Raw genomic sequence first — 24,683 nt, forward strand, 5'->3', positions numbered from 1 at the left:
TAAATATTGATATTAGTCAATGTGGAAAAATAAGACCTCTGATATTATTACAATAATGATTATCATTAATATAAAATTTGATACTAAGGATATTTAGTGAAGTTTTTACTAAAAATATTAAAAGATTTTCCTGCTTACCTTTGGAGCGGATGGGGTGCGATTGCATCTATTCTACTTTTTATTGCTTCATGGGATGTAGGAAATCAAATTTACGGGGATTTAATACTCCCCTCCCCTTTAGAAACTTTCCAAACACTAGGACTGATGCTTCAAGATAAATCAGTAATTGAAGAAATTAAAACTACTTTATATCGTTCTGCTGTTGGTTTTGGTTTTTCATTACTTGTAGGATCAATTTTAGGTCTTCTTGCTGGTTTCTTTGCGACTGCATCAATGATGAGTCGTCCTATTGTTACAATTTTAATGGGAATGCCTCCAATTGCATGGATTGTACTTGCAATGATTTGGTTTGGAATGGGAGATGAAACTGTAATTTTTACAGTTGTTATTGCATCTTTTCCAATCATATTTGTAGGAGCATTACAAGGAACAAGAACATTAGAAGGAGATTTAAAAGAGATGGCTGATAGTTTTAACTTGCCATGGCATATGAAGTTTATTGATGTTTATTTTCCTCATATTTTTTCTTATGTTTTTCCTGCATGGGTTAGTGGTCTTGGAATGGCTTGGAAGATAGTTGTTATGGCTGAATTACTTGCAACTTCAAATGGTATTGGAGCTTCTTTAGCAGTTGCTAGAAGTCAACTTGATACACCGACAGCTTTAGCACTTGTTTCTATTATGGTTGGTTCATTAATGTTTATTGAATACATCATATTAGAACCTATAAAAAGAGAGGTTGAATTATGGCGAGTTTAGAATGTTTAGAAGTAAAAAGATTAAATCATAGTTTTGGTTTTACTCAAATATTAAAAGATATAAACTTTTCAATAAAAAAAGGTGAGGTTTTATCAATAGTTGGGCCATCAGGTGGTGGAAAAACTACATTAATGCATTTATGTGCAAATCTTCTTGATGTTCAAGAAGGAAGTGTAGAAAACACTTTTACTAGTTCATCTTTTGCTTTTCAAGAAGCAAGATTACTTCCATGGAAAAATGTTATTGATAATATAGCTATTGGTTTATTAGCAAAAGGTATTAAAAATAAAGTTGCTAAAAAAATGTCAGAAGAAATAGCACTAAAATTTGGATTAGAAAAAGATGATTTTGATAAATTTCCAAAAGATTTAAGTGGAGGAATGAAACAAAGAGTTTCTTTTGCAAGAGCTTTAGTTGTAAATCCATCTTTATTATTTCTTGATGAACCCTTCTCTGCTTTAGATATTGGTTTAAAAATGGAGTTACAAACATACTTAATTCAAATGGTTAAAGAAAAGAACCTTACTATTTTATTTATTACTCATGATTTAATGGAAGCGATTAGATTAAGCGACAAGATACATTTATTACAAGCTGACCCTGGTCATATAATAAAAGAGTTTGAATATGACTTATCGCAAGAAAAAAGAGATGATAAATTTGTTTATAATGAAACAGCAAAGATATTGCAAGATGAAACTATTATAAATACATTTGAATTACAAACAATAGGATTTAAATAATGGAAAATGAATTAAAAAATAATACCCAAGAACAGCCATTGCACGCAACAAATCATTATATGTACTACCCCGATGAAAAAGATGTTCCTCCTTATTTAGCCTATGGATTTAGACCAGTATTTTTACTACTAGCACCTTACCTTGTTATTTCAATGATATTATGGGGATTAGTTTGGAATGGTGTTTTATCAATTCCTTTTATGGATGCTTCTTTAACTTGGCATATTTATGAAATGTTATTTGGAATATTAACAGCTGGAGTTATGGCATTTTTAACGACTGGTCTTCCTGAACTTTTTCCAGGAATGATTCCCTTTGTTGGACAAAGACTAAAATATATAGTTGCTTTATGGGTTTTAGGACGTGTTAGTTTTTGGACTATTGATATAACAGGAATATGGCTTACAGCTATTTTAAATATTTCAATGCTTATATGGTTATTATGGTTTGCAAAAGATGTAGTTCTTGATAAACTTCAAAGACATGCCAGTTTAGGTTATAGTCTTATTAGTATACTAGCTATTGAAATATGGTTTTTCTCTTCAAAATTAGGATTTGTAAGTATTGAAGGAATAAGTATTTTAAAAGTTGCAACAGGCGCAATTGTTATTTTAATACTACTAGCACTTAGAAGAGTTAATATGGAAGCAGTAAACGAACTAATGGAAGATAAAGGCATTGATGATATTTATATATCAAGACCACCTCTTACAAATCTTGCAATATTTGGTATAGCTTTATTTACTACTATAGAGTTCTTATATCCAGAGAATAGTGCTTTAGGTTGGTTAGGACTTGCTACTGCTGCGTCTATTTTAGCACTTACTAGTGATTATATTTTAAAAGATAAATTTATTTTGAATCAACCTTATGTAATATATCTAGCACTAATTCCTCTTATGCTTAGTCTTGGTTATGCACTTATGGGTTGGGATATATTAAATGACAATATATATGGAATAAATCACTTTAGACACTTTATTACAAGTGGAGGTATTGGTTTATCTTATTTAATTGTAATGATGATTATTGGTTTTGTGCATACAGGAAGACATTTAACTTCAAATATTTATACTCATATTATGATTTTATTAATTGTTATTGCAACTCTTATGAGAGCTTTGATTCCATTTTTTGAAAACTATATACAAGAATTATATATCTACTCATCAATTCTATGGGCGATTCCTTTTGTAATATACATAAAAGTATTTTATAACTTTTTATTAACTCCTAGAGCTGATGGTATAAAAGGATAAAAAAAGATTAGTATAAATGAAAATTTATACTAATCTTTAGAGATATCTTATTCGTAAATGTAAACGATATCTGCTTTATTAACATCAAGTTTTAAATCCTTATCTTTTTGTATCTTTTCATTTGAAATAGTTACAAAAGGAAGATTACTTAATCTTGCAAATCTTAAAGGAATACCTAAATTTTGTTCAACATGCATAGCACCTGCAAATACAATAAGTTTGTCTTTTGGGTTTTTGATTACTTTTTTAGCTATTTTTGCTAGATTTTGTGCCATATAGGTATCCCATGTCACTTGAACTCTATACATTCTTTCTTCACATGGTTCAGGATTATCTGAAGGAGGCATTTTATTACAATGTTTTAAATATGGCATTACTAATTGATTATGAGCACTAACATTTAAATCTAAATTATTGTAAAACTCTTTTTCTTCTTTACTCATTTTATCAAAAAGTTTTAAAGATATTTTTTCTCTTTGTTCTTTGGATATGTTGATACCATAAAGTTTCCCATTGTTTTTCTTTATAGCTTCATATAAGGGTTCTACATATTTCCATTTATATACTGTAAATTCATCCCATTTTCTTTTTTCTTTTAAGGTCTTACTATCAATTTTTCCATCTGTAAAGTCTTTTAACAACTTATCATGTTGTGGTGTAAACCATTCATTTGCTAAAAATAAATTTGTACCATTTTTATCTAATTCTTTTAAAAGATTTTCAAAAAACTTATGTGTTTTTTCAGTATTGTGATGATCACCAACAAAGATTATTGGATAATATTCTATTTCTTTTACAAGCTGTTTCATATTTATATCTTTTGCTTGTTTTATAGAATAAATTCCTTCTTTTTTTTCTAGATTATGTGTTAATAAGAGTTCTTTGTTTGTACAACCTGAAAATATATAAATGACAGTTATAAATATTAATAAAATTTTTAACATATTTTTACCTTTTGATTTTATGTAATATTTTAACACTAAGAATGTATATGAAGAAGATGTAATAAAATTACATCTTCTTTTTAATTATAATAATTTAATATTATTATCCCATTGGATATAAAATATCAGCTTGAATTCTTTCAATTTTACTCATTAACTCATTATCAATATTAAATTTAAAAGCTTCTAGGGATTCATCTAATTGAGACAATTCTCTAGCACCTATAATTGTAGAAGCTACAAAATCAAAATGTTTTGAATAAGCAACTGCTAAAGTAACAGGAGAAATACCATACTCTTTTGATAATTGCACATATCTACTTGTAGCTTCTAATGTTTTAGGATTAACAAATCTTGTAGCTTGTGCTTGAACTCTTGGATTTGGATTATTTACATAAGCTGAAAACCTTGCATTTTCTGGATAAAAGTTATTACTATATTTTCCTGATAAAACGCCCCCACCTATTGGTGAATATGGAAGAAGCGAAATGTTTTCATTTTTACATACAGTAGAAAGTTCATCTAGAAATCTAGGATTTAATAGTGAAAAATTATTTTGAATAGATTGAAACCTAGATAAGTTTTTATTTTTAGCCGTTTCATTCGCTTTTGTAAGTCCATAAGCAGAATCATTTGAAGTTCCTAAGTATCTTACTTTTCCTTCTTTTACTAAATCATCAAAAGCTCTTAAACTCTCTTCAATAGGTACAATTGGGTCTGGCCAATGCATTTGATAAAGATCTAAATAATCAGTGTCAAGTCTTTTTAAACTTCCTTCAATTGCTTTTTTAATATGAAAAGAATCAATAGCTGTAAGCCCATGTCTTTGAGGTGGAACAAACCAACCTGCAGCTGCTCCACTTACTTTTGAAGCTAAGATAATAGAATCTCTTTCTTTAGTCTTTAACCACTCCCCTACCCATTCTTCTGTATCTCCAGCAGTTGCTTTTTTAGGAGGTACGGGGTAAAGCTCAGCTGTATCATAAAAATTTATTCCATTATCATATGCTTTATCCATTATCTTAAAAGCTTCTTTCTTAGATGTAGTAGAACCAAAAGTCATAGTTCCCATACAAATTGAAGAAACTCTAAGTCCACTATTTCCTATGTATCTAAAATCCATAATATTTCCTTCATATTTTTAATAAGTGATTATAACTATATAAAAAGTTTATTTCAATTAATTTTTTATTGAATTTAAAATTGTTTCAACATTACATTTTGTAGAATTATCACAATCTTTAAACTCATGACTTAAAGACATAACTAAATTTCCTAAAATACTTGAAATGATTTCAATAGATATCTCTTCTGTATTGCAATCTTTAAACTCTTTAGTTTGTATTCCTTTTTTTAAATGATAATTTATAAGATTTAAAACCTGTTCATTAAAACCATGTAATTTTTTTACTTCATCATTCTTTTTATTAAATGTTAATCTTAAAAATTCAATTAAAACATAAGTAAATTTTTCATCTTTTTCTTTCGATTTAAAAAGGTATTTAACAATAAAGAGAATCTTCTCTCTATTGCTTTTAAAATCATCAACTTTTTCATTGATTTGATTATGAACATTATCGAAATAATCTTTTATATATTCATTAATTACATCATCTTTATTTTTAAAATATTCATAAAAAGTCCCCTTGCCAATATTCGCTAGATATGTAATTTCAGAAATTGTTGTTTCACTTATACCTTTAGAATAAAATAAATCTGAAGCTATTTTCATAATTTCATTTTTTCTTATTTTCTTTAAATTATTCTTATCCTCATTCATAATATCAACTTTCTTTGTCTTCTAATAATCTTTTTTTCTCCATTTTTTCATCACTATTTGTAAGTTTTTCAACTACATAATAAAACATTGGAATAAAAATAATTGCTATAAATGTAGCTGCTAACATACCCCCAATAACACCTGTACCAATAGAGTGTCTACTAGCTGCACCTGCTCCTTGAGATATTGCTAAAGGAACAACTCCAATTGTAAATGCTAATGAAGTCATAATAATAGGTCTTAATCTTAATTTTGCAGCTTCGACTGCTGCATCAACTAATTTCATTCCTTCTTTTCTTTTGTGTAATGCAAACTCAACGATTAAAATTGCATTTTTTGCACTAAGTCCAATAAGTACCAATAATCCAACTTGGAAATAAATATCATTAGATAATTCTCTCCAAACTGTAGCTTCAATAGAACCTAACACTGCGAACGGAACAGCAAATACAATAGCAATTGGTAAGAACCATCTTTCATATAAAGCTGAAAGAACTAAATATAAGAAAATAATACCTGCTATAAATGCTAAACTACTATTAGTTGATAACTCTTTTTCTTGATAAGCAGTTCCTGTCCATGCAATAGAATAATCACTAGGAAGAACTTCTTTAGAAATTTTTTCAATTACATTTAATGCTTCACTTGAGCTAACTCCAACAGAAGGAGAACCTGAGATTTTAGCTGATTGGAACATATTCATTCTAGTAATAATATCAGTCCCTGTTGTTTTCTTAATTGCTACAAATGATGTAATAGGTAATAATTCTCCATTACTTCCTCTAACAAAAATCTTATTTAAATTTTCTGGGTTTTCTCTATATTTTTGAAGTGACTCAATAACAACATTATAATTTTTACCATTTAATGTAAAATCATTCACATACTTGTCTGCTAAACTTGCATTTAAAGCTGTAAAAATATCACTTGTTGTAACACCTTTTGAGAATGCTTTTTGATAATCTACTTCCATTTTGTATTTTGGAGTATTAACATTAAGTGTAGTTCTAACTCCTGTTAAACTTGGATTAGCATTTGCTTTTTTTACAATTTCACTTACATATTTGTTTAATTCTAAAATATCTGTACTATTTCTAGCTTGTACATACATATCAAAACCACCTGTCATAGACATACCTGGAATTGGAGAAGGAACAACACCGAAACTAAATCCTTCACTTGTAGTTTGCATTAATTGACCTGTAAACTTTTTAGCTAAAAATGGAGTTTGTTGATCAGGATTTAATCTTTGACTCCAATCTTTCATATCAACAAATGTAATCATTGCATTTGTTCTATTTGTAAATGTACCAAAATCCATACCAGGAATTTGGAATACTTGTTCAACATTTGGGTTTTGTGTAACAGTATCATAAATTTGACCTGCAAGTTTTTCTGTTCTTGTTAATGAAGAACCTGGAGGATTATAAGAAAGAATAAATACATTTCCTTGATCTTCTGTTGGAACTAATGATGTATTCATTTTTCCATATTCCGAATATGTAACATAAACTATAGCTGCATAAATAACTAAAAATACAACTGATAATTTAATTACAAATTTAACTAATTTTGCATATCCATTAGATAAAGATTCAAACATTCTATTAAACCATCTAAAGAAAAAGTTTGGCTCACCATGGTTTGGTTTTAATAGTAAAGTACAAAGTGCTGGTGTTAATGTTAATGCAACAAAACCTGAAATTGCAACAGAAATTGCAATAGTAACAGCAAATTGTTTATACATTACACCTGAAAGTCCGCCAAGAAAAGCTACAGGTAAAAATACAGCAGATAAAACTAAAACAATTGCGACTAAGGCACCTGAAACTTCTTGCATAGCTTTCATTGTTGCATCTTTTGGACTCATACCATCAGACATATGTTTTTCAACATTTTCAATAACAATAATAGCATCATCAACAACAATACCAATGGCTAAAACTAATCCAAATAATGTAAGAAGATTTATACTATAACCAAGTGCATACATACCAGCAAATGCCCCAACAATCGAAATAGGAACAGCTAAAATTGGAATTAGTGTAGCTCTCCAGTTTTGTAAGAATATATAAATAATTAACATAACTAAAATCATAGCTTCAATAAATGTATTAACAACTTCATTGATAGAAATTTTAATAAATGATAATGTTTCATAAGGAACTTTATAGGCAACTCCATCAGGGAAAATCTTCTCAATTTCACTAATTTTTGTATTAATTGCAGCATCAGTATCTAAAGCATTTGCCCCTGATTGTAAGAAAATACCAAAAGGAATTGCATTTTTACCATTATATAAAGGCTTTCTTGAATAAGACGCAGCACCAAGTTCAACTGTTGATACGTCTTTTAATAATACATTTCTTCCTCTTTCATCAGACTTTAAAATAATATTTGCAAATTGTTCCGCATTTTCAAATCTATTAGGCGTTTGTAATGTATATGTAAACATTTGCTTACTCGCAGTTGGTTCTTGACCAAATTTACCAGCAGCATATTGTTCATTTTGATCTTTGATTTTTGTAATTACTTCAGCAGCAGTTAAATTGAAACTAACTAATTTATCAGGATCAATCCAAACTCTCATAGCATATTCTTTTTCACCAAAAATAACTACATCACCAACACCTTTAATACGTTTAAGTTCATCAACTATATTGTTTTTTGCATAATTTGATAAAAACAAAGTATCTTTAGAATTATCAGGAGAAATTAATGCATAAACTTTTAGCATACTTGCTGATCTTTCACGAACATTTAATCCTTGACTTTGAACAACTGTTGGCATTGTAGAAAGAACTGTTTGTACTCTATTATTTACATTTACTTTTGCATCTTGCTTATCTGTTCCTACTTCAAAGAAAATACTAATAGAAGCTGTTCCATCATCTGATGTTGTTGATTCCATATAAATCATATTTTCAACACCATTTAAGCTTTCTTCTAATGGTGCAACAACTGTTTGTGCAATAGTTTGAGCACTAGCTCCAGCATATGTAGTAGATACAATAATTTGAGGAGGCGATACTTGAGGGTATTGCTCAACTGGCAAGTTTTTAATTGCCAAAAGTCCAGTAAGAAATATGATAATTGAAATTACCGATGTAAATACTGGATTTTTTATAAAATAAGTTGAAATCATTTTATTTTTTTCCTTCTACTATTTGTACCTTTGAATTTGGTCTAAGCTTTGCAATATTACTTAATACAATTTTCTCTCCACTTTTTAAACCACTACTAATAACAACACCTGTTTGAGTATTTTCACCTGTTAATACAACTGGTCTAATTTGTACTGTAGATTTATCATCAATTACATATACAACTGAAGCACCCCCATTTTGCATAATTGCAATTTCTGGAATACTAATTACACCTGGGATAGCTATATTTTCTACATTAATATTTGTAAACTGTCCTACAATAACTTTATTATCTTTATTAGGAAACTCTGTTCTTAATAAAAGTGTATCTGTTGAAGAATCTAATATAGGAGAAATATATTTTAAAGTTCCACCTACAATACATTCATTTTGACAATTCATAGAAAACTTTACTTCTTTTGATTTTATATGACTTAAGTATTTACCTAAATCAGTTTGAGGTAATGAGAATTCAACGTAAACAGGATCAACTTTTGTAATAGTTGTTAATACAGTATTTGCATTTACATAGTTACCAACATTTAATAAAGTAGTAGAAATAATACCATCCATTGGCGCTTTAATTTGTGTATAACCATATTGAATTTTTGCATTTGTTAATGCAGCTTCAGCATTTTTTGTATTTGCTAATGCATTTTGATAGTTGTAATAATATTCATCTTTTTGAGATGCACTAATTGACTTTTGCTCATATAATTTTTTATATCTTTTCCAATCATTTGTAGCTTTTACTAATAATGATTTTGCGCTATTTAAAGCAGCTCGTGATGAATCAATATTTGCTTGATATGTTCTTTGTTCAATTTTATATAATTTTTGACCTTTCTTTACAAAAGAACCCTCTTCAAAGTATCTATTTTGAAGTGCACCTGAAACTCTTGCAATTATATTAACGCTCTTTTCTGCTTTAATAGTCGCTGGATATTTTTTACTAATTGTTACAACATCATTTGTAACAGTAAAGGCTTCTACCTTAACACTTGGTGCTTCTTTATTGGCTGCAAACACAAATGTGCTTGTTAATAATACTAAACTTGCTAATAATTTTTTCATTTTACGTACTCCCATACATTTTTACCTTTTTGATACATTAAGTTAGCTTTTCTAACTTCAAAATTATTTTCTGCTAAACTAAGTGAACTTTGAGCATTTGATTTATCACTTAATGCTTCTAAATAACTTACATTATCTACTAAACCATTTTCATATTTATTTTTTACTACATCATATGTACTTGATGCAGCTCTTACTGCTGCTTGTGCTGATTTAATTTTAAGCTTTGCAATATCAAAAGATTTTTTTGCTAAATTTAAATCTACACTTGCTTTGTTTTTTTCATATTCAAGTTTTGATTTTGAACTTAAGAAAGATTTGTGAGAAGCCTCATAAGCAGCTTTTGTTGAACCAAAATCAAATAATTTCCAAGTAAGATTTACTGAGAAAATATTTTGTCTATCAATATTACTAGCACTTGTTTCATATGTTGAACTATTATAATTATTATCATAATATGTAAACTTATTATCCAATGTAATTTGTGGATTATCCTCTGTTTTAACACTTTTAGCATCTATAAATTTTGTTTGAACACTGTGTTCTAAAGATTTTATATCATTTCTTTGTTCATTTTCATCATTTATTACATCTATATATGATCCAACGTCAATATTAACTCTTTGTCCTGTTATATATTCTAGTTCATGTAAAACTGTTTGAATATTTAAATCTAATTCATGAAGTTCAACTTTTGCACTTTCTAAAGTTGATAGAATTCTATCAAGTTCATCAATTGTAGTAGTACCAACAGCTAGGAACTTACTTAATCTTTTATGCTGAGCATTTAATTGTTCTATTTCTTTTAACTTTGCATCTTTTTGAGAAACATATGTTAAATAATTGAAGTAATGTTCTATAACATCTAATGATACTTCATTTTTTAATGTTGACAAATCTTCTTTAGAAGCTTTTATTTGTGACTCATAAGATTTATAAGTTAAATCTTTTTTTCCACCATCATATAAACTATAAGATAAGTCTACATATGCATTTAATGAATTATTTGCATAAGATGCAGTCTCATGAGAGACATCAGTATATGCTCCACCTATACTTAATTCTGGCAAATAGCCTTTCTTTACGCTTTTATACTCTTCTTGAATTGATTCTACACTTTTTTGTGTTGACATAATATTTTTATTTTTTAATGACATTTCTATTAAATCATTTAAACTTTCTGAGAAAAGTAAGATAGGTAAAGTTAATCCTATTACAACTTTTTTTATCATTTTAAATCCTTATTAATTACCTTCCTAGGAATTTAACATCTTCAAACTTACAAAGTGCTTTCCTAAGAAGGCACTTTATGTGAATTTCTAAATTTTTGTGATATAATTTATACATGAAGAAAAAAATATTAGATGCATTCTATGCATATGAAGAAAATGAAAATAAAGAAGGTGTTAGAAATAATACTGCTGCAATATCTATTCCAATGACCATTATTTCAAATATGTTACATTCAAGAGGTAAACATATATATGAAGAATATGATGTAACTCAAGCTGAAATTGATGTGCTGGTTGCTTTACATATATATAAAGAAGGTCTAACAGCTTCTGAAGTTTCAGAAAGACTTGTATTCTCTTCAGGTGGAATTAGTAAAGTTGTTACAAAGCTAGAGTTTAAAAAACTTATCTATAAAAAAGATTCTAAAGAAGATAAAAGAAGTTCACTCTTATATCTTGAAGAAAGAGGTAGAAGAATTGTAGTTGAATGTTTTCCTTTATTTCAAAAGAATGATGATTATTTTTATGATATTTTAAATGATACAGAAAAAGAAATTCTAGAAAAAGCTTTTAAGAAGATTCTATACTCAATTGCAGAAGAAAAAGAAAAGTAAAATATATGTATTATGGATTACTCCATAATACATATTTCTTTTTTTCTCATGTGTGCAATAGTTTCTTTAGCAACTAAAAATACAACTATAGTTGTAATAACCATAAGTGCATAAGATAAAATTGCATAAAATGAGAAAGCTGTTAATTCGTACATTAAGATAGTTGCAAGTGTTATTGCCGCCATTGGAAATGTAAATGCCCACCATGAAATAAAGAACTTAATATTAATATAGTTTTTATACATAGTAAAAACAAGAATAGTAAAAAACAGTCCTAAACTATATAAAATATGGGCAAAGAAGTCTAATTCTCCTGTTAATTTAATATATGATAAAAAACCTATTGCAGGTGGTGCTATTAAAATAAACAGTGTTGGCATAAACTTTGGTGCAAATTGTTTATGAAAGATAATTCTATTTAATATAATTGAAAAAAGTATAATCCAAAAGAATATACCAATTGAAAAATAAAAATATAATATAGAATCATCAATAAAACCTTTTCCTGCAATTGGAACAATTAAGTTACCAACAATTGGTATAAACCATGCTGGATTTGAGTGTTGTATTTCAAGATTATTATTTATCCAAAATTTCATAGTATAAAAAGTCAATCCTATATGTATAATTGCTCCAACTATAAAGAATATTTGTGATAAATCATCTAAACTGTGTCTATAAAGAATTGACAATATTAATATTGAAATTGAAATAGCAGCAAAAAAGTTGATTCTAATTGGGTGAGTTATCTCAGTTTTAACTTCTTCTTTATATTTTAATAGTTTATAAAGATAGTTTCCTAAAATTAGAAAAAATATTATTGTTGATAATAAAGTAAATAAAATTCCAACTATTGATGGAAAATATAAAACTTCACTTAATTTTTTAAATACTAATGACAATCCAGATAATCCCATTACAATAGCGAACATCATTACTGGAAAGAATTGTAATCTATTTGATGGTATTGATTTAATACTCTCATTATTTTTCATTTCTTACATCCTATTTATAAATAATTTAATATAATTAAAAAAAAGGTTAAAAATGGCAAAAAAGAAAGCTGTATTAGTAGATTTAAAAAAGATGAACCTCTCTTTTGAAGAGAAAGGTCAAACAATAAAACTAATAAATTTTAAAACTCAAACACTAACTTTAGATACTGAAATCTTTGAAAATCAAGATTTTATAGCCAAAAGAACCATGGTATATGCTCATTTACCTAAAAAGTTAAAAGCACAATTAAACAGTTTTTTCTAATTATATTTATAATTATAACTTATTATTATTAAAATTAGTTTTAAGTTACATAAGTAAAAATTATAATAAAAAAGAATTAACAAAAAAAAGGAAATTAATGAAAATAGCAATTTTATCTGACATAAAATCTAATGTTTACGCTTTAGAAGCAGTTTTAGATGATACTAAAAAAAATCATGTTGATGTATTACTAAATCTTGGAGATTCTTTTTTCGGACCTATTGCTCCGAAAGAGACATACGATTTAATTAGAAAAAACGATTTCATCACTCTTTTAGGAGATGAAGATAGACAAATTCTAGAAGCATCTTTAGCTCAACTTGAAATAAATGAAACACTAAAATTTGTTTATAATGATTTGAATGATGAAGTTTTATATTGGATTCAAGAGTTACCTTTTGAAAAACTAATAGGCGATGATTTTTATATGGTTCATGGAACATATCAAGATGATTCTTTATATATGTTAGAAGATGCATCAAGTGGAAGATTAGAGCTTCATAATGATAAAAAAATATTAGAAATATTAGATGATATTAAATCAAAATTTATATTTTGTGGGAATTCTTGTACTCCAAGATGTGTAAATTTAAGTTCAGGACAAGTTGTAATAAACCCAGGTTCAGTTGGGCTTCAAGCATGTACTAAAAACATTCCAAATAATCATACTATTGAAAATAATACACCAGAAGCTTCTTATGTAATTTTAACAATTGAAGATGATAAATATGATATTCAATTACGTAAAATTCCTTATGATACAGAAAAAGCAGCTTTAAAAGCTAGTCAAAATGGTAGAGATGATTGGGCTTATAGACTACGAACAGGAAAACTAAACTAAGAGTTTTACTCCTAGTTACTTGCATAAAAGACCAACATTAATGCTAAAGATTAAAGTATATTTTTATCTTTGAAAAGTTGTTTCTAAACATTGTATGTAAGTAAGTTCCAAAAACTTTTTCTTTTTTAAAGGCAGCATAAATTTCATATTCATTTTTCTTTTTGTATAAAGTATATTCACCTTTAACATCTGTAATAATCTTTGTATAATGAAAAGCGTGTCCTGTTATACCTAGATCATTGTCATAATACCCTAACCTATTTGGTCTATTTGTTAGTTCAAAATCTAAAGATAAAAGATTTAACATCTCTTTATCATCAACTTTTCTACCAAGTAAAATAAGCCCAGCACATTCACCATAAACAGCTTTGGTTTTAGCATGATTTACAAGAGAATTTTTGAAGTTATTTGAATTTTTAAATTTATCGTATGCTTTTTGTGTTTCAATATAACCACCACAAATAAATACAATATCACAATCATTTGGAATTATCTCATCTTTAATACTATTTACAATTGTAACTTTTGAAAAATGCTCATTTAAAAATTCTAAATTATCATGATAGAGAAATGCAAAGTTATCATCATTTACAACAGCTATATGTTTATTGTATTTTTCTATTTTCTCAAAAGGATAAATATCATTAGTTTCATAATTTGAAGAAGCTATATTTTCTAGTTTTTTTAAATCAATATTTGTCAATACTTCTTTTGATATTTCTTCTAATTTTTCTTTATCATTATCACCTAAATCTAGTCCTAAATGAATTGAATCTAAAGAGTCAAGTTTACTTTTTATCCAACCTAAAATCACAATATCATCAAAATCTTTTTCTACTTGTTTTCTTATAAGTTCAAAATGCATTTGTGAAGATACATGATTAAAAACAACTGCCTTTACAGTATTTCCTTCTCGATACTCTTTTAAACCTTTTATTATTGCACTGAGGGTCGTATAAGAGCCACTTGCATCTAAAATTACTACTGTTGGTATATCTAGAAGTTTTGAAACATCATAAGCAGATGAGCCTTTATCCATGCCATCATAAAAGCCCATAACACCTTCTAATATAGAAATATTTTTATTAGAATATTTATTAAACATCCATTTAACTTGATTTTTATTCATAATACAAGTGTCAAGATTTACACTTTTTGTATCACATACTTTTTCATGAAATAAAGGGTCAATAAAATCAGGACCAATTTTAAATGGTCTTACAGATTTTTTGTAATGATAAAGTAAAGCCGTTGTTAAAATGGTTTTACCTTGATTTGACGCAGTTGCACTAATACATAAAGCCTTGATATTAATCCTTTTTATTTCTTTTTATTAATAGATATACAAAGAAAGGAGCACCAATAAATGCAGTCACTACTCCAATAGGCAAACTTGAAGCTGTATTTAAATTCCTAGCAATTAAATCAGACATTACTAAAAATATTCCTCCATAGAAAAATACTGGAAAAATTAACTGATCCGCACTTTTTTTATAAATAAGCTTTATAATATGTGGAACTACTAAACCAATAAAACCAATGGGACCAACAAAGCTAATACTAACACCTACACAAATAGAAATAACTATAAGTAAAAGAAGATTTAACTTATGTACATTTAGACCTTTTAAAAATGCAGTATCATTTGAGATTAGAAGCAATTTTATCTTTGCTCTATTTACATAAATAGTAAAGTACATAATTGTAGCCATTACAAAAATCACAAAAGAACTTGTAAAACCAACTGTATCTAAGCTTCCTAGTGTAAATCTTACTATTGAATAGTTTTGCTCTAAGTTACTCATATAAAATACTAACATCAATGCAGATGAATAAAAGTAAGATAAGGCAATACCAATTAAAAGTATTGAGTTTGTAGAAACTGCTATTGTGTTTTTATTGATGTTTTTTGAAATATAGTATAAAATTGTAATAGTGATAAGTGAACCAAATGCAGATGATATAGATAAAATCATAGCAGGAAAGAAAACTATTGATATTGCAGTAAACAGTGTCGTACCACTTGCAATTCCTAAAGTATAAGGAGTTATAAGTGCATTTTTAAATATTATTTGAAATATCAAACCACTTAAAGCAAGTATTCCACCAACAAAAAAAGCTAGTAATACTCTAGAAACCCTAAGCTCCCAAAATACTTTATATGTAATAGTACTTGAATCAAATAGTTCCTTTAGATTTAAAGTGATTTCACCTAAGAAAGGAGAGATTATTAAAATAATTATAGAAAATATATATAAACCTAGTTTCATAAGTTTACGACCAAATGTTCATTTATTTTTGTTATTGAATCATTATAAAACATTTTAAGATTTTCATTACAAAAAAACTCATCATGCTTTCCAAAAAATTCTATTTTCCCATCTCTCATATATAAAACTTTAAATTTTAGAGCATAAGCTAAATCAAGATTATGAGTAATTATAATTTTTTGTTTTAGAAAATCTGAGTTAAAAATATCAAAAACCTCTTTTAATCTTGTAATATCTAAGTTTGCAGTCAATTCATCAAAAATAGTAATTTTGGCATTATGTAAAATACTTGAACCTAAAAGAAGAAGTTGTTTTTCCCCTGAACTAAAAGCTTTACAATATTTATATTCAAGCTTTTTTAGATTTAAAATATCAATTAATTCATCTATTTTTTTATTATCAACTTGATCAATACATGCTAATTCAAAGAATTCTCGTAAAGTTATGTACTCATCAAATATTGATAGTTTTGGAGGAATATAGTTTATATATTCTGCTCTTTTTTTGTCACTTAAATCACATAGATTTTCATCAAAAAGCTTCACATTATTGTTTTCAATTAGATTAGATAAAACTTTTGCAAGAGTTGACTTCCCTGCTCCATTTTCACCTAATATAAGAAGATTTTCATTCTCTTCTAAAGAAAAAGTAACATCATATAAGATATCACTATTGTATTTATTTATTTCTAACATTTTCTAATATCTTTTTAAAATCATTTATAAAATAAACTACTCTTTGACTTGGTATTCCAGCATACAGTTTATCTACAATATAAATATTTTTTTTAATTGCAGCATTTACAGGTAACTCTAACCAATTAGACATAAGTTCTTTTTGTTCTTCAATTTTTCCATCTAAAAAAGGAGATAAAAGAACTATTATATCAGGATTCATATTGATAATTTTTTCACTATTTACAACTGGTTGATTTTTACTTGTTGAAAAAAATGCATTTTTATTATCTGAAGCTTTTATAATATCTTCAAAATAAAGATGATTCCCTGTAATATAAATCTGATTGTTTAGATTTTTTTTAGGACCTATTACTATTAAAACTTTTTTGTTTGAAGTAATTCCTTTTAAAGAAAATAAAGAAGAGTTAATATTTGATATTAACTCATTTGCTTTTTCTTCTTTTTGGAAATACTCTCCTAAAGTTTTAATAGTTTTTTTAATAGCATCAATAGTATCTGTTTTAAATACTAAAGTTTTTATATCTAAACTCTTTAAATTTCGTAATAGTTTTTCATCATAATTTTGAGCAATTACAACTGTAGGCTTTGCTTCTATAATTTTTTCTAAAGATATAGTTGCATATCCACCTACTTTCTTTACGTCTTTTGACTCAATTGGGAAATCACAATATTGAGTATTAGCTACTACACTATTTCCCATTCCAAGAGCATAAACTATTTCATTTATTGAAGGAGTCAAAGTTACTATTCTGATCTCCCCAAATAAATTTATACAAAAGATAAAAAGAATAAATATAATTTTTTTCATATTAGAATGTAGCCTTTAAACCTACATAAGCACTTCTCTCTGCTGTTGCATAACCATCAACTGTTTGGTAGTATTTATTAAATAAATTATCAACTTTTAAATATGTTGAAAAAGTTTTGTTGATTTCATAATTTATAACTGAATTCCAAACTGTATAATTTCCTGTTCTTGCATCAACAGTATGTGTTCCATAAGAATATTCAACTCTATCTCCAACATATTCACTATTAATTCCAATGTGTAGTTTGTCTATACCATAATAATCAAAACTTACTTTAAAAGTTTCAGTAGGAACTCTTTCAAGTTTATATTTTTCATTATCTTTTGCATAGTTTTTTGTATAATTTAAAGTTGTAAGAAGGTCTAATAATATCTCTTTTTTATATTCAATTTCAAAACCTTTAATTGTTGATGTACCATCTAAATTAGCATATTCAAAAGTGCTCTTATCAAAAGTTTTCATATTTTTAATTTTATTGTGGAAATATGTTAATTTAAGGCCATTAAATCCAAAAGTTACATCAGCACTTTTAGTTGTATCTGGTTGTAAATCATAACTTGAATTTGAATACGGTCCAAATCTTTCATAAGGAGTTGGTACATTATAAGCTGTTCCTGCATTAGCCGATAAATAAATAGATTGGTTAAAGCTATATTTTAGACCTAATTTTCCTGTTAATTTGTTATCAAAAGCTGTATACTTGTCATATCTTAATGATTCTGTTACCACAAGATTATTAAACTTATTGCTATTAGTTAAAAATATACCTTTATTGTTATATTTCTCATTTATGTCATCTTTATGCTCAAAATCTTTATAATCAAACCCAAATAATAAAAAAGAATCCGTATTATATTTTAAATTACTTTTAATTCCATACTCATTAATATCTCCATTAAAAGATTTTGTATAGCCAGTTGGATAATTTCTTTTAAAGTCTGATCTTTTAAAACTTATATCAGTTGTAAAGTTTGAAGATATATTCTCTAAATTTACACTTGTAATTCTATTTTTAAATTCTGAATCACTACTTCCATTTGGATTATTATATGAATCTGCTTCATTGTCTGCATTTATAAAGGTATGGGATAAAGCAATTTTATTTGAATCATTTAATTTATAATCCACTTTAGCAGATGTTGTTCTATTTATATAACCATCTTTTTCATAACTATTAACATCAGTTCCTCTTGGCGCTTGAGCAGTAAAACCGTCAGTATCTAAAAATGAATGCGAAATTTTTGTAGATATTTTTTCATTCTTATAAGAAATATTCGTAGATATCTTTTTTGTATTAAAGGAACCTGCTTCAAGATTAATATTTCCATGTAAACCACTCTTAATTGGATTACTAATAATATTGATAACTCCAGAAGTAGCATCAGCTCCCCAGATTCCTGATTGTGCACCTTTAATTACTTCAATTTGTTTTATATCCGATATTTGCAAATGCTGTATTTGTGCACCACTTGTTCCAGTTAGGTCATTAAGTCTAACACCATCTAATAGTAGTAGAACCCTATCAGAATCAAAGCCTCTAACTCTAATTGAAGTTGCTTTTCCTAATCCACCATTACTAGTATATGAAATACCAGCAAGCGTATTTAAAGCTTCAGAAACTGTAGTAAAGTTTCTTTCTTCTAATTCTTCTTTTGTAATAACATCTATATTTGATGTAACATCTTTGATTGATTGGCTTGATTTTGTAGCACTTGTAACTGTGATTTCGTCTAATTGGGCAGTGTCATTTGCGTAGATATTTGTGGCTATTAGTAAGCTTAGCCCTAAGCTTGTAGATATTTTTTTATTCATTATTTATATTCCTGGTTTTTTTATATTTTATTTGTTGAATCTAAGTTTATGGGTTTTAATTCTTTTGCTAGTAATATTTTTAATATTTTTGGCAAGAAGCTATCTAAAATTGCATCTATCATGCAGTTTAAAGATTGCATTTTTTTATCAACAGTAGCTGCTAATATTCCAAAAATTGTAAAATATTTTTTTGATTTACTAATCATGTATCCTCCTTTAAAAAATTTTGTTTGTAATAATTATCGGGATTATATAGAAAAATAGATAAAACTATTGAATTAATAGTTTTAAATATGACAGCTTAGTATGCTTTTTGTTGGATCAATGATGTATTCATAACCTAAATAAGCTATATACAGTCCAAAAGCAATAACTAAAAAAGAAGCCATTTTAATAAATAAATCTCTTAAATTAGTTTGTTTAAAAAGTCCAATGAAAAAACCAAGAGAGAATAAAGCAGGAATAGTACTAAGTCCAAAAATAAACATTACAAAAGCACCCCAAAAAGCACTTCCTGTACTTGCAGCTGTTATTGCAAAAACATATACAAAACCACAAGGGAGTAGTCCATTTAGCATTCCAAGTAAGTAAAAACTCATCAATGAATCAGAACCAATTAGTGATTTGAAAGTACTTTGATAAAGTGGTGATTTTGAACATGAATGCTCTAACATAGTAAGAAATTTAATTTTTCCCATTAAAGACAATCCAATTAAAACCATCATAGAACCAGTTGTAAGAAGTAAAATACCACTTGTTAAATTATCAAAAGTAACAACTCCACCAACAAGACCAAATAATGCTCCAAGAATTGTATAAGTTGTAACTCTTCCAAGTGAATAAAGTAAATGAACAGTAGTCTGCATTTTTTTAGACCATTCACTTTTAATTTTTGTACTTGAATATGCGATTACAATTCCACCACACATTCCAACACAGTGACCAAAAGAGCCTAAAAAAGCGATAGAAACAATAGTTAATATACTTATAGTTTCCATTAGTTACCTACTAATTCTTTTCTGATATATGGATTTGTAAGGTTTTCACCTCTAATCATTTTTAAAACTACTTCCTCAAAAGATATAAATTTCTCTTGTTTTTCCTTATATGCACCAAAACCATATCCCATTGGTGTTCTTTCAGTTCTACTATACCAAGCATCTCTTGCATTTATATATTCTTTTGTATCATTTGAAAAAACCCATAAAGTAGCTTTTTCTTTAAATTTAATATTATTGTACCAAAGTACTAAACATCCAACATCATCAAAAAACCACGTTTTTCCATCAGGAGATACTGCTTGTGCAGAATTGTCATCTTGAGTAATTGTCATTCCACATTGTGTATCTTGAAAATGATCATGTTTTATATTAACAGGCTGATGAGTATGATTACCTTCATGAATTACTACCATTTGTTTTTTATTAGACATTGATAGAAATATTATTACGATTACAGCTATTATTATGATTATTGTTAAAAAAGGTAAGATTTTTTTCATTTATAGAACTCCAAAGAAAATATTATACAAAAAAAAAGCTTCACAAAGATTTGTGAAGCCGCATTCAAATTTATTATAATAGTATATAGGATACTAAGCTCGTATATAATCAGTTTAGTAGGAGGATTAATCTAGTAATACCCTAAATTGTTTCGTAGTATAACAAGTATTTGTTAAGTATTTGTTAAATGAGGATACAAACTGTCCTATTTTTATAATTTTTCTAAAATTTAATCTTACTTTATCATTTAAATCATATAATACAAAAAATATATTTTAGGAAAATAAATGCGTTTAATTATGTTTGATATGGATGGAACTTTAATTGATAGTGGCTTTGCTATTACAAATACTATAAATTATGTAAGAGAAAATCTTGGCTTTGAAAGATTAGAAAAAGATTATATTTTAGAAAAAGTAAATGAACCCCATCTAAATTCAGCTGATTTTTTCTATGGAACAAAAGAGTTCACACAACAGCAAACCGAACTTTTTGAAGAGTATTACAATGAACATTGTTTAACAGATTTAGTACTTTATGATGGAATTGCAAAGTTAATTGATGACTTAAAAGGTGATTTTGTTTTAACTGTTGCTACAAATGCAAATTCACAATATGCAAAAAAAATGCTAGATCATGTAGGTATTGGAGCTAATTTTTCTACTATTTTAGGTTATGATAGTGTGAAGAATCCAAAACCACATCCTGAAATGGTAAATAAAATCTTAAATAAACACAGTATTACAAATGTAAATGCCCAAATGATTGGTGATTCACATAAAGATATACTTGCTGCAAATAGTGCAGGAGTTGATTCTGTACTTGTTAACTGGGGATTTTCTAATCATGAAGAAGGTGCAATTGAAACAATAGAAGAATTAGAACAAAAAATATACGAAAAATTTAAATAAGTTTATATAGTATTGGTATTATAATATCGATACTTTTTGATACTTTAGGAAAGGAAACAGAAGCTTTTTCAACAGCTTTTATAGCTGATTTGTGAAGATGTTTGTTTCCACTTAAAACTTGAATATTTTTTACTTTTCCATTTGAAAGAAGAGTAAATTTAACTTTTACAGTATCTTCAATACGAAGTCTTTTGGCACGCTTAGAGTATTTTGCGTTTTTTATAATATGTCTTCTAACTTGCGCTAAATGTTTACTCAAATAATCCTTTTTTATATCAACTTGTTTAGCTTCTTTATTAACTGTTTTTTGAACTATTTCTTTTTTTACAGGTTTTAAAACAGGTTCTTCTATCACTTTTTTTACGACTTTTTGTTCTACTATTTTTTTCTTAATTACTTTTTTTTCTATCTTCTTTTCTATCTTCTTTTTTACAATTTTCTTTTTCTTAACTATTTTTTTCTTTACTACCTTTTTTTTAACAACTTTCTTCTTGATAATCTTCTTTTTTGGTTTTTCTTTTTTTACTATTTTTTTTGGTTCAACTTTTTTAGGTTTTACAATTTCTTTTTTAGGTTCAACTATTTCTTTTGGTTTAACAACTTCTTTTTTTATTTGTACATGATTTAAAGAAATAGTTTTTAAAGGTTTTGTTTCTTTATGTATAATTTTCTTATCTTCAAAAACTACAAATAAACCGTAAGCTAAACTTCCATATAAAAAAACGGTGATAAAAAAAGAGTTTAAATATCGATTCATTTTTCCGTCACAATAGAAATATTTGAGTATTCGTTTTCTTTTAACATATCTAATACTTTTACAAAAGTATCAAACTTAGATTCTTTATCAGAATTTATATGAATAGGTGTATCTTTAGGGCTTAATAATACATGTTTTTTGATTGCTTCAATTCCTGAAATATCTTTATTTGCAAAAATAGTGTTATCTTTTTTGATTGTAATTACAATCTCTTTTTTAGGTTTCATATCATCTGCACTACTAGCATCAGGTAGTGAAACTGGAATAATTCCTTTTGAAATAAAAGTAGAAGTTAATAAAACAATTGTTAATAAAACTAATAATACATCAATAAAAGGTATTACATTTATTGATTCAAACTTCTTCAGTTTCATATTCACTCTCTAAAACTTCAGCATATCTTCCTAAAATATTATAAAAGATTTGAGAAATAATTGCTACAACTAAGCCAGCAGCTGTAGCTTTTAGTGCAAGTGCTAAGGAACTCATTATTTTTGCAGCTTCAATATCACCATTTCCCATTGTAAAAAATGTAAGCATAATAGCTAATACAGTTCCTAATAATCCAATATAAGGAGAGTTTGATGCGATTGTACCTATTATCGTAAGATTACGAGTAAGTGCTACATCTAAACTTTTTTTATTTTTATATGTTTTTACGTCTAGCTTTTTATAAAAAAACATTCTTTCTATAAAAAACCAAACAGATAAAAAACTCATAAATACTAAAAGTGCAATAACACCATAATCAATTAAATCTTTTAAAACTTCTATATCCATTACTTTTTACCTTTTATTTATTATTGCAAAATTTTTATAAGTTTTTGAAACAACTACTTTTTCACCTTCAGTAAAAATTGATTCATCAACTGAACCATCAATTTCCCAATAAGTTCCTTTATAAAAAATCTTTTGATTTTTTATAATTCCAAAGCCTTTTTCATTTAAAAAATTGTCATTTATCTTTTTTTCTGGGTTTAAAAAACTTTTAAAAATTTTCTTTCGTAATATTGCTAATAACAATAAAGAAATAAAAGAGGCAATTGCAAGTTGCCAAATTCCATCATCAAAAGCATAAAAATATGAGATTAGTGCAGTTAACATAAACCCTATTCCAAACCAAATAAGAATAAATGATGTAATAACAGCCTCAAGTGCAATTAAAACAATTCCAATTCCAAGTAAGATATATGGGTCAATTACACTAAGCATTGTTTGTATTCTCGTTACTTACACCTTTGAAAAAAGCATCACCAAGAACACTTGTACTTCCAATCATTTGTGTAACATCATAAGGTAAAATCATTTTATCATTTGATGGACTTTCAGCTAATGATTTAAAAGCAGCAACTCTATCTTTCGCAAGTAAAAACTCTGCACCATCTTTATTATAAGACATTGATTCATTAATTAATCGCATAGCTTCCATTTGTCCTGCTGCAACTTGTTCTTGTTCATATCTTTTTGCATCTGCCATTCTTTCAATTGCTTCTGCTTTTAAGAACTCTTCTTGTCTAAATCCTTCAGCTTTTCTAATTACGGCTTCTTTATCTGCTCTTGCTTTTGTTTCAATAGCTCTTTTTTCTCTTTCAGCTTCCATTTGCATATTCATAGCTCGTTCAATTTCTGCAGGAACAGAAATATCAGATATTTCAACACGAGTTACTTTTATTCCCCAGTTAGCAGCTGCACTTCCTAATTCACTTTGAAGTTTTGCATTTAATGTTTCTCTATTTGATAAAGTATCATCTAAATCCATTCCACCAATTTCAGATCTTAAAGTTGTCATTGCAAGGTTTGCAATAGCATTTTTAAAATCTACTACATTATATGTAGCTTCTTGTGCATCATCTACTTTACAAAAAACAATTCCATCAATTGAAATATTTACATTATCTTTTGTAATTACTGATTGTTTTTCAATATCAACTAATTGTTCTCTTGAAGTTAAAACATTTCTAATCGAATCAACTACAGGGATGATTAAATGAAACCCACCATGAAGAACTTTATTAAATTTTCCCAATCTTTCAACAATATATAAATCTGATTGAGGAACAATTCTAACCCCTTTTAAAACTATAATTAATGCAAAAATTATAATTGCAATGGCAAAAACCAAACTTTCATCTATTATCATAATAACTCCTTT

At 27.1% G+C, this 24,683-nt stretch carries 27 protein-coding genes; 7 read left to right on the forward strand and 20 right to left on the reverse strand.

Translation table 11 applies throughout. The features are described from left to right. Positions 1-96: 96 nt before the first annotated feature. The 3 genes from LPB137_RS07875 to LPB137_RS07885 are packed head-to-tail and all read left to right on the forward strand — an operon-like array spanning position 97 to position 2,881. Complete coding sequence (locus LPB137_RS07875) at positions 97-879, forward strand: ABC transporter permease (RefSeq protein ID WP_076086714.1); 783 nt, start codon at positions 97-99, stop codon at positions 877-879. Beyond that, positions 867-1,622, forward strand: coding sequence for an ATP-binding cassette domain-containing protein (locus LPB137_RS07880; RefSeq protein ID WP_076086717.1), 756 nt, complete (start codon positions 867-869; stop codon positions 1,620-1,622). The genes LPB137_RS07875 and LPB137_RS07880 overlap by 13 nt, the downstream gene beginning before the upstream one ends. Continuing rightward, entirely contained in the window at positions 1,622-2,881 is a 1,260-nt protein-coding gene (locus LPB137_RS07885; protein ID WP_076086720.1) for an NnrS family protein, read from the forward strand. The genes LPB137_RS07880 and LPB137_RS07885 overlap by 1 nt, the downstream gene beginning before the upstream one ends. Before the next feature lie 47 nt (positions 2,882-2,928). Here the strand turns inward: LPB137_RS07885 and LPB137_RS07890 are convergent, their stop codons facing one another. The 6 genes from LPB137_RS07890 to LPB137_RS07915 all read right to left on the reverse strand — a co-directional run bounded on the left by LPB137_RS07890 (position 2,929) and on the right by LPB137_RS07915 (position 11,057). Next, positions 2,929-3,825, reverse strand: a complete 897-nt coding sequence (locus tag LPB137_RS07890; protein ID WP_076086723.1) for a ChaN family lipoprotein — start codon at positions 3,823-3,825, stop codon at positions 2,929-2,931. A gap of 103 nt (positions 3,826-3,928) precedes the next feature. Continuing rightward, positions 3,929-4,948, reverse strand: a complete 1,020-nt coding sequence (locus LPB137_RS07895) for an aldo/keto reductase (protein ID WP_076086726.1) — start codon at positions 4,946-4,948, stop codon at positions 3,929-3,931. A 57-nt stretch (positions 4,949-5,005) separates the two neighbouring features. Next, complete coding sequence (locus tag LPB137_RS07900; protein ID WP_076086729.1) at positions 5,006-5,605, reverse strand: TetR/AcrR family transcriptional regulator; 600 nt, start codon at positions 5,603-5,605, stop codon at positions 5,006-5,008. Between the two features lie 4 nt (positions 5,606-5,609). Next, entirely contained in the window at positions 5,610-8,750 is a 3,141-nt protein-coding gene (locus LPB137_RS07905) for an efflux RND transporter permease subunit (protein WP_076086732.1), read from the reverse strand. Position 8,751: 1 nt separating this feature from the next. Further along, positions 8,752-9,825, reverse strand: a complete 1,074-nt coding sequence (locus LPB137_RS07910) for an efflux RND transporter periplasmic adaptor subunit (protein ID WP_164707185.1) — start codon at positions 9,823-9,825, stop codon at positions 8,752-8,754. Continuing rightward, entirely contained in the window at positions 9,822-11,057 is a 1,236-nt protein-coding gene (locus LPB137_RS07915; RefSeq protein WP_122892978.1) for a TolC family protein, read from the reverse strand. Before LPB137_RS07915 ends, LPB137_RS07910 begins: the two co-directional genes overlap by 4 nt. Positions 11,058-11,170: 113 nt before the next feature. On the opposite strand from LPB137_RS07915, the gene LPB137_RS07920 reads away from it, so the two are divergent. Further along, a complete protein-coding gene (locus LPB137_RS07920) occupies positions 11,171-11,671 on the forward strand; it encodes a MarR family winged helix-turn-helix transcriptional regulator (protein ID WP_076086739.1) in 501 nt (166 codons plus the stop codon). A 17-nt stretch (positions 11,672-11,688) separates the two neighbouring features. Here the strand turns inward: LPB137_RS07920 and LPB137_RS07925 are convergent, their stop codons facing one another. Continuing rightward, the gene (locus LPB137_RS07925) at positions 11,689-12,666 is read right to left on the reverse strand and encodes an SLAC1 anion channel family protein (RefSeq protein WP_076086741.1); all 978 of its coding nucleotides are present in this window, start codon (positions 12,664-12,666) and stop codon (positions 11,689-11,691) included. Positions 12,667-12,718: 52 nt separating this feature from the next. Here LPB137_RS07925 and LPB137_RS07930 point away from each other — a divergent pair, with 52 nt between their 5' ends. Both LPB137_RS07930 and LPB137_RS07935 read left to right on the forward strand, forming a co-directional pair. After that, complete coding sequence (locus LPB137_RS07930; protein ID WP_076086743.1) at positions 12,719-12,931, forward strand: malate dehydrogenase; 213 nt, start codon at positions 12,719-12,721, stop codon at positions 12,929-12,931. A gap of 97 nt (positions 12,932-13,028) precedes the next feature. Next, positions 13,029-13,772 (forward strand): metallophosphoesterase family protein, encoded by a 744-nt coding sequence (locus LPB137_RS07935; RefSeq protein ID WP_076086745.1) that lies wholly within the window; start codon positions 13,029-13,031, stop codon positions 13,770-13,772. Positions 13,773-13,815: 43 nt separating this feature from the next. Here LPB137_RS07935 and LPB137_RS07940 read toward each other — a convergent pair whose 3' ends face one another. The 8 genes from LPB137_RS07940 to LPB137_RS07975 form a co-directional block, all read right to left on the reverse strand. Continuing rightward, positions 13,816-15,096, reverse strand: a complete 1,281-nt coding sequence (locus tag LPB137_RS07940; protein ID WP_337251434.1) for a cobyrinic acid a,c-diamide synthase CobB — start codon at positions 15,094-15,096, stop codon at positions 13,816-13,818. Beyond that, complete coding sequence (locus tag LPB137_RS07945) at positions 15,083-16,042, reverse strand: FecCD family ABC transporter permease (protein ID WP_076086749.1); 960 nt, start codon at positions 16,040-16,042, stop codon at positions 15,083-15,085. The genes LPB137_RS07940 and LPB137_RS07945 overlap by 14 nt, the downstream gene beginning before the upstream one ends. Continuing rightward, positions 16,039-16,737, reverse strand: a complete 699-nt coding sequence (locus LPB137_RS07950; RefSeq protein ID WP_076086751.1) for an ATP-binding cassette domain-containing protein — start codon at positions 16,735-16,737, stop codon at positions 16,039-16,041. The genes LPB137_RS07945 and LPB137_RS07950 overlap by 4 nt, the downstream gene beginning before the upstream one ends. Further along, positions 16,721-17,548, reverse strand: coding sequence for an ABC transporter substrate-binding protein (locus LPB137_RS07955; protein WP_076086753.1), 828 nt, complete (start codon positions 17,546-17,548; stop codon positions 16,721-16,723). Before LPB137_RS07955 ends, LPB137_RS07950 begins: the two co-directional genes overlap by 17 nt. Position 17,549: 1 nt before the next feature. After that, complete coding sequence (locus LPB137_RS07960; protein ID WP_076086755.1) at positions 17,550-19,361, reverse strand: TonB-dependent receptor plug domain-containing protein; 1,812 nt, start codon at positions 19,359-19,361, stop codon at positions 17,550-17,552. A gap of 20 nt (positions 19,362-19,381) precedes the next feature. Continuing rightward, the gene (locus tag LPB137_RS07965; protein WP_076086756.1) at positions 19,382-19,567 is read right to left on the reverse strand and encodes a hypothetical protein; all 186 of its coding nucleotides are present in this window, start codon (positions 19,565-19,567) and stop codon (positions 19,382-19,384) included. An 81-nt stretch (positions 19,568-19,648) separates the two neighbouring features. Continuing rightward, a complete protein-coding gene (locus tag LPB137_RS07970) occupies positions 19,649-20,359 on the reverse strand; it encodes a sulfite exporter TauE/SafE family protein (RefSeq protein WP_076086758.1) in 711 nt (236 codons plus the stop codon). Beyond that, complete coding sequence (locus tag LPB137_RS07975; RefSeq protein WP_076086761.1) at positions 20,359-20,862, reverse strand: hypothetical protein; 504 nt, start codon at positions 20,860-20,862, stop codon at positions 20,359-20,361. Before LPB137_RS07975 ends, LPB137_RS07970 begins: the two co-directional genes overlap by 1 nt. A 288-nt stretch (positions 20,863-21,150) precedes the next feature. Between LPB137_RS07975 and LPB137_RS07980 the strand changes: the two genes are divergently transcribed. Next, entirely contained in the window at positions 21,151-21,774 is a 624-nt protein-coding gene (locus LPB137_RS07980) for an HAD family hydrolase (RefSeq protein WP_076086764.1), read from the forward strand. Here the strand turns inward: LPB137_RS07980 and LPB137_RS14035 are convergent. The 5 genes from LPB137_RS14035 to LPB137_RS08010 are packed head-to-tail and all read right to left on the reverse strand — an operon-like array spanning position 21,767 to position 24,665. Beyond that, a complete protein-coding gene (locus tag LPB137_RS14035) occupies positions 21,767-22,531 on the reverse strand; it encodes an energy transducer TonB (protein ID WP_083657185.1) in 765 nt (254 codons plus the stop codon). The two genes, LPB137_RS07980 and LPB137_RS14035, sit on opposite strands and share 8 nt — an antisense overlap. Then, positions 22,528-22,905 (reverse strand): TonB system transport protein ExbD, encoded by a 378-nt coding sequence (gene exbD / locus LPB137_RS07995; RefSeq protein WP_076086770.1) that lies wholly within the window; start codon positions 22,903-22,905, stop codon positions 22,528-22,530. The genes LPB137_RS14035 and exbD overlap by 4 nt, the downstream gene beginning before the upstream one ends. Next, on the reverse strand, positions 22,886-23,311 hold the full coding sequence (gene exbB / locus LPB137_RS08000) for a TonB-system energizer ExbB (protein WP_076086773.1): 426 nt from the start codon (positions 23,309-23,311) through the stop codon (positions 22,886-22,888). The genes exbD and exbB overlap by 20 nt, the downstream gene beginning before the upstream one ends. Before the next feature lie 6 nt (positions 23,312-23,317). Then, entirely contained in the window at positions 23,318-23,743 is a 426-nt protein-coding gene (locus tag LPB137_RS08005; protein ID WP_076086776.1) for an NfeD family protein, read from the reverse strand. Further along, positions 23,736-24,665, reverse strand: a complete 930-nt coding sequence (locus LPB137_RS08010; RefSeq protein WP_083657334.1) for an SPFH domain-containing protein — start codon at positions 24,663-24,665, stop codon at positions 23,736-23,738. The genes LPB137_RS08005 and LPB137_RS08010 overlap by 8 nt, the downstream gene beginning before the upstream one ends. Positions 24,666-24,683 lie beyond the last annotated feature (18 nt).

This window comes from Poseidonibacter parvus (genome assembly GCF_001956695.1).
Taxonomy (GTDB): Bacteria; Campylobacterota; Campylobacteria; order Campylobacterales; family Arcobacteraceae; genus Poseidonibacter; species Poseidonibacter parvus.

What these genes read in the sequence shown, in the direction of transcription:
- LPB137_RS07885 (WP_076086720.1), top strand. Translation starts at nt 1,622, where the DNA reads ATGGAAAATGAATTAAAAAATAATACCCAAGAACAGCCATTGCACGCA.
- LPB137_RS07935 (WP_076086745.1), top strand. Translation starts at nt 13,029, where the DNA reads ATGAAAATAGCAATTTTATCTGACATAAAATCTAATGTTTACGCTTTA.
- LPB137_RS07955 (WP_076086753.1), bottom strand. Translation starts at nt 17,548, where the DNA reads ATGAAAAAAATTATATTTATTCTTTTTATCTTTTGTATAAATTTATTT.
- LPB137_RS07900 (WP_076086729.1), bottom strand. Translation starts at nt 5,605, where the DNA reads ATGAATGAGGATAAGAATAATTTAAAGAAAATAAGAAAAAATGAAATT.
- exbD (WP_076086770.1), bottom strand. Translation starts at nt 22,905, where the DNA reads ATGAAACTGAAGAAGTTTGAATCAATAAATGTAATACCTTTTATTGAT.
- LPB137_RS07950 (WP_076086751.1), bottom strand. Translation starts at nt 16,737, where the DNA reads ATGTTAGAAATAAATAAATACAATAGTGATATCTTATATGATGTTACT.
- LPB137_RS07970 (WP_076086758.1), bottom strand. Translation starts at nt 20,359, where the DNA reads ATGGAAACTATAAGTATATTAACTATTGTTTCTATCGCTTTTTTAGGC.
- LPB137_RS07960 (WP_076086755.1), bottom strand. Translation starts at nt 19,361, where the DNA reads ATGAATAAAAAAATATCTACAAGCTTAGGGCTAAGCTTACTAATAGCC.
- LPB137_RS07905 (WP_076086732.1), bottom strand. Translation starts at nt 8,750, where the DNA reads ATGATTTCAACTTATTTTATAAAAAATCCAGTATTTACATCGGTAATT.
- LPB137_RS07920 (WP_076086739.1), top strand. Translation starts at nt 11,171, where the DNA reads ATGAAGAAAAAAATATTAGATGCATTCTATGCATATGAAGAAAATGAA.
- LPB137_RS07910 (WP_164707185.1), bottom strand. Translation starts at nt 9,825, where the DNA reads ATGAAAAAATTATTAGCAAGTTTAGTATTATTAACAAGCACATTTGTG.
- LPB137_RS07975 (WP_076086761.1), bottom strand. Translation starts at nt 20,862, where the DNA reads ATGAAAAAAATCTTACCTTTTTTAACAATAATCATAATAATAGCTGTA.
- LPB137_RS14035 (WP_083657185.1), bottom strand. Translation starts at nt 22,531, where the DNA reads ATGAATCGATATTTAAACTCTTTTTTTATCACCGTTTTTTTATATGGA.
- LPB137_RS07895 (WP_076086726.1), bottom strand. Translation starts at nt 4,948, where the DNA reads ATGGATTTTAGATACATAGGAAATAGTGGACTTAGAGTTTCTTCAATT.
- LPB137_RS07930 (WP_076086743.1), top strand. Translation starts at nt 12,719, where the DNA reads ATGGCAAAAAAGAAAGCTGTATTAGTAGATTTAAAAAAGATGAACCTC.
- LPB137_RS07915 (WP_122892978.1), bottom strand. Translation starts at nt 11,057, where the DNA reads ATGATAAAAAAAGTTGTAATAGGATTAACTTTACCTATCTTACTTTTC.
- LPB137_RS07980 (WP_076086764.1), top strand. Translation starts at nt 21,151, where the DNA reads ATGCGTTTAATTATGTTTGATATGGATGGAACTTTAATTGATAGTGGC.
- LPB137_RS07890 (WP_076086723.1), bottom strand. Translation starts at nt 3,825, where the DNA reads ATGTTAAAAATTTTATTAATATTTATAACTGTCATTTATATATTTTCA.
- LPB137_RS07965 (WP_076086756.1), bottom strand. Translation starts at nt 19,567, where the DNA reads ATGATTAGTAAATCAAAAAAATATTTTACAATTTTTGGAATATTAGCA.
- LPB137_RS07945 (WP_076086749.1), bottom strand. Translation starts at nt 16,042, where the DNA reads ATGAAACTAGGTTTATATATATTTTCTATAATTATTTTAATAATCTCT.
- exbB (WP_076086773.1), bottom strand. Translation starts at nt 23,311, where the DNA reads ATGGATATAGAAGTTTTAAAAGATTTAATTGATTATGGTGTTATTGCA.
- LPB137_RS08005 (WP_076086776.1), bottom strand. Translation starts at nt 23,743, where the DNA reads ATGCTTAGTGTAATTGACCCATATATCTTACTTGGAATTGGAATTGTT.
- LPB137_RS07880 (WP_076086717.1), top strand. Translation starts at nt 867, where the DNA reads ATGGCGAGTTTAGAATGTTTAGAAGTAAAAAGATTAAATCATAGTTTT.
- LPB137_RS07925 (WP_076086741.1), bottom strand. Translation starts at nt 12,666, where the DNA reads ATGAAAAATAATGAGAGTATTAAATCAATACCATCAAATAGATTACAA.